Source organism: Thioalkalivibrio sp. ALMg13-2 (assembly GCF_000381185.1).
Classification (GTDB): Bacteria; Pseudomonadota; Gammaproteobacteria; order Ectothiorhodospirales; family Ectothiorhodospiraceae; genus Thioalkalivibrio; species Thioalkalivibrio versutus.
Genome location: NZ_KB906151.1, coordinates 1 through 3269 on the forward strand (window position 1 = coordinate 1; position 3269 = coordinate 3269).

At 66.8% G+C, this 3269-nt stretch carries 3 protein-coding genes; all 3 read right to left on the reverse strand.

The genetic code is table 11. The features are described from left to right. Nucleotides 1-99: 99 nt before the first annotated feature. The 3 genes from F618_RS0114485 to F618_RS0114495 are packed head-to-tail and all read right to left on the reverse strand — an operon-like array spanning nucleotide 100 to nucleotide 3136. Nucleotides 100-732: a DUF2857 domain-containing protein gene (locus F618_RS0114485; RefSeq protein WP_019569002.1), complete on the reverse strand. Its 633-nt coding sequence runs from the start codon at nucleotides 730-732 to the stop codon at nucleotides 100-102. A 3-nt stretch (nucleotides 733-735) separates the two neighbouring features. Beyond that, a complete protein-coding gene (locus F618_RS0114490) occupies nucleotides 736-2298 on the reverse strand; it encodes a ParB family protein (protein ID WP_026331257.1) in 1563 nt (520 codons plus the stop codon). Next, nucleotides 2291-3136, reverse strand: coding sequence for a ParA family protein (locus tag F618_RS0114495; RefSeq protein ID WP_018168685.1), 846 nt, complete (start codon nucleotides 3134-3136; stop codon nucleotides 2291-2293). The genes F618_RS0114490 and F618_RS0114495 overlap by 8 nt, the downstream gene beginning before the upstream one ends. Nucleotides 3137-3269: the final 133 nt, after the last annotated feature.

Below are 3269 nucleotides of genomic sequence, written 5' to 3' on the forward strand. Positions count from 1 at the left end.
CCTCCTCGCCGGCGGGGTCCGGCGGCCGATCCTGTAGCTGGCGCGCGGCGTCCTCCAGGTACGCCTTGAGCCCTCGGATGCGGGGTGTGATCTCCTCAGTCATGACGAGCCCCCGGCGGAATAGAGGTGGGTCCCGAGCTGGTGATGCACCAGGTCCACCACGGGTTGCGTCGTCTTGGCCGGCGGATACGTTGGGGCCAGCGTGTGCTGACACTCCGCGACGAGCCGGTAGACCGCAGAGGCCGAGGCGCCCGTGCTGCGCGCGACGTGGAGATAGCGATCCGGATCGGGTAGGTCCTTCGGGGCGGCCCGCCATGCGTCCCACATCGCCTGAGCCTGTTCGGACGTGGGTGATCGCGGCCGACCGGGCTGCGAGGGCAGCCCGAGCACTCGCCGACGTCGGGCCACATCCGTCGTGGTCATCCCGAATAGCGCCTCCATCATCCGGGCGTCCGCCTGGTGCCGCAGCAGCTCGTCCTGGACCTGGCGGGACTGGACCTCGCCCCGCGCTCGTTCGATCAGCTGATCGAACCGATCGGCGTCGATCTGGAGGTCGATGAACAGATGCCCGAGTCGCGAAATCTCGACCAGCTCGTCGAAGGTCATGTCAGCGAGGGTCGAGGCTTGGTCCGGTGTGAGGCCCAATACGCTGAGGGCGTTCATGTCGGCGTCCTGCAGCCTGGACATGGCGTAGCGCAGGACATGGAGGGTGAGATCCGCTGTGCTGCTCATGGCTCAGCCCTCCCACGGATCGAGATCGTCCGCGTCCGCCTGGTGCTGCAGGTCTCGACAGGCCTGGACGAGGGCGACGAAGTCGGCGAAATCGCGCTCGCGAAGGCACGAACTGACCATCCAGCCCAGCGCGCGCCAGGGTGGCTCGGGGATGTGCCGCGCGATGACCTCCTCCTCGTCGCCTCGGTGAATGGCTGAGGCCAGGCGATGGGTGGGGGCGGTCTGCAGGACGCGGTCCGGGTGCAGGCCGATCTGCGACCAGCTGACCAGCAGCCACCAGGTCCAGAGGCGGTAGTCGTTCTCCACCCCGTTCATCCTGGCCGCCGCCTCCTCGACCGTCTCGCTCGGCAGGTCGATGAAGTAGCCATAGCCGATGTCTACGGGCTGGATCTGATCGGCGTAGTGGTAGCGGGTGGCGATCTGCTCGGCCAACGTGTAGATCCGACGCCTCAGATCCGCCACGGTTGGCGCGGCTGCGGGCGTAGGCGCGGGCTCAGTCGGTGCCGTGACCGGTGGGGTGGCAGGAGGCGGGTCACCTTCACCGGCCTCTCCACCGGTAGCGGCACCGGAACGCTCGGGGTTCGCTCCGGGTGCCCCGTCAGGTGGGGCATCCTGGACGGGCGGTGTCGATTGGACCATTGCGCCGGGATCGGCGTCCGAGGGCATGTCGGATGGGTCCGTCGTCCCCTCGGGGTCCTGCGTCGGCGGCGTATCGAGTTCCATGCGCACGGTGCGCAGATCGAGGGACAGCTTCTCGGCCAGACGCCGCTCCAGTTCCTGGCGCGCTGCACCGGGGTCCCATTCGGGCGCATCGGTGGCGGCGAGGGACTCCTCAAACACCATGTCCACCGCATCCAGGGTGTGCCCATGGGACTCGCCTACGGCATGAGCCGACCGATGGAGCTTGCGGAGTTTCTCCACTCCGTCGTTGCCGAGCCCTCCGTGGAGGGCCTGCGGAATGCAGGGCAAGAGGCTCTTCGCGGCGTAGTCGAACCTTCTCAGTAGCGTTCGTGATGCGGTGTAACCGATCTCCTGTAGTCGCCGCTGGAGTTCGCTGCGGCTCAGGCTCTCGCCGGCCTCCGCCTCGAACATTTCGCGCAGCCGATCGACCGCGAGGGCGCGATCGATCAGGGTCATCGTGCCGCGCATTTCGTTCTCGATCAGGTGCGCACCCAACACATCCTGGTCCGAGGTCCAGGGATGGAACAGCACATGGACCTTGCGGTACGCCTCGTCGCCGGTCTCTTCGTACAGCTCCTGCAGGATCTGAAGCCGCGTGTTCCCGCCGGCGCGTACCATGTAGAGGTCGTCGTCCGGTCGCCGTGTGACCTCGATGGCGTTGTTGAGGCGCTTCTGCGCCCGGATGGAGGCCTTGATCTCGTCGTATTGCGGGTTGCGTTGCCGCCGGGGGTTGCCGTCATACGGCCGGATCCGGTCGATCTCCAGCACCATCTGCGTGACGGTCAGAGGGTCGCCTGGCGGTAGATCCTGCGCCGCCGCATCGCCGAAATGGCCGACGGTCAGGCGGCTGCGCAGCTCCTCGGAACTCAGCTGTTTCTTAGCCATGTTGCGCACCTCCCCGGATCAGGTGAGGCAACAGCTCCTCGGTGAGGCGGCGCATGGTCTCGGCACCGGACAGGGTGGGCCCTTGTCGGTGGGGCTCCCATCGATGGACGGGCACCTGCTGGGTGGCCGCCTCTCGGTAGGCCACGGCGGAGGGGATGAACGTATCGAGGATGGTGATCTGGCCTCGGCTTTCGCCGCAGGCCTCGCGCCGGAGTTCGTCCGCGATCGCGCGGCCGTCTCCGGTTCGGTCTACCCGATAGAGGAGGCCGCGAAGTGGACCGACCGGTGCGCCCATGGCCGCCATCGGTCGCAGCCGATCAAGCATCGACACGGTCCCGCGCGCGAACTCGCGGGCGGAGAGGATTTCCGGGGGAATAGGGGAGAGCAGGAAGTCTGCCGCCAGGACGGCGGCATCCTGCAGGGGGCCGACAGCCCCCTGGGTATCCAGCAGGACGACGTCATAGAGGTCGTCGTAATCCGCGAGGATGTGTTTGAGTCGCACGCGGCCGTCCGGCGTGTGCAGGATCCATTGCTGCAGCCGACCCTGGGGGTCGTTGGACAGCACAATGTCGAGGGCCCCGTCGTGCTCGCCGTCGAGCGGGATGTCGATCGGAGTGACCGTGCCGTCGGTGTCGCCGTTGGTAATGAGTTCCGTGAGTCCCCCGGCGGCGATCAGGGCCGGGTCCACCGGGAAGTAGCTGGACAGGGTGGGCTGGATGTCGGCGTCGATCAGCAGGACCTTGTAGCCGAGGTCCGCGAGGTAGGCGCCGAGGTTGGCCGTGACGGTGGTCTTGCCGACACCGCCCTTGGTTGATGTGGTCGTGATTCGGACTGTCATAATGGTGCCCCTTGGTACTGGTGTGTTTACCAGTCCTCACGGGTCACCTGACGTAACGCCCTCTACATTGTTTGGTCACCGGCACCGATTCGTAATCGATAGGTCGGAGGTTCGACTCCTCTCGCCGGCACCA

What these genes read in the sequence shown, in the direction of transcription:
- F618_RS0114495 (WP_018168685.1), bottom strand. Translation starts at nt 3,136, where the DNA reads ATGACAGTCCGAATCACGACCACATCAACCAAGGGCGGTGTCGGCAAG.
- F618_RS0114490 (WP_026331257.1), bottom strand. Translation starts at nt 2,298, where the DNA reads ATGGCTAAGAAACAGCTGAGTTCCGAGGAGCTGCGCAGCCGCCTGACC.
- F618_RS0114485 (WP_019569002.1), bottom strand. Translation starts at nt 732, where the DNA reads ATGAGCAGCACAGCGGATCTCACCCTCCATGTCCTGCGCTACGCCATG.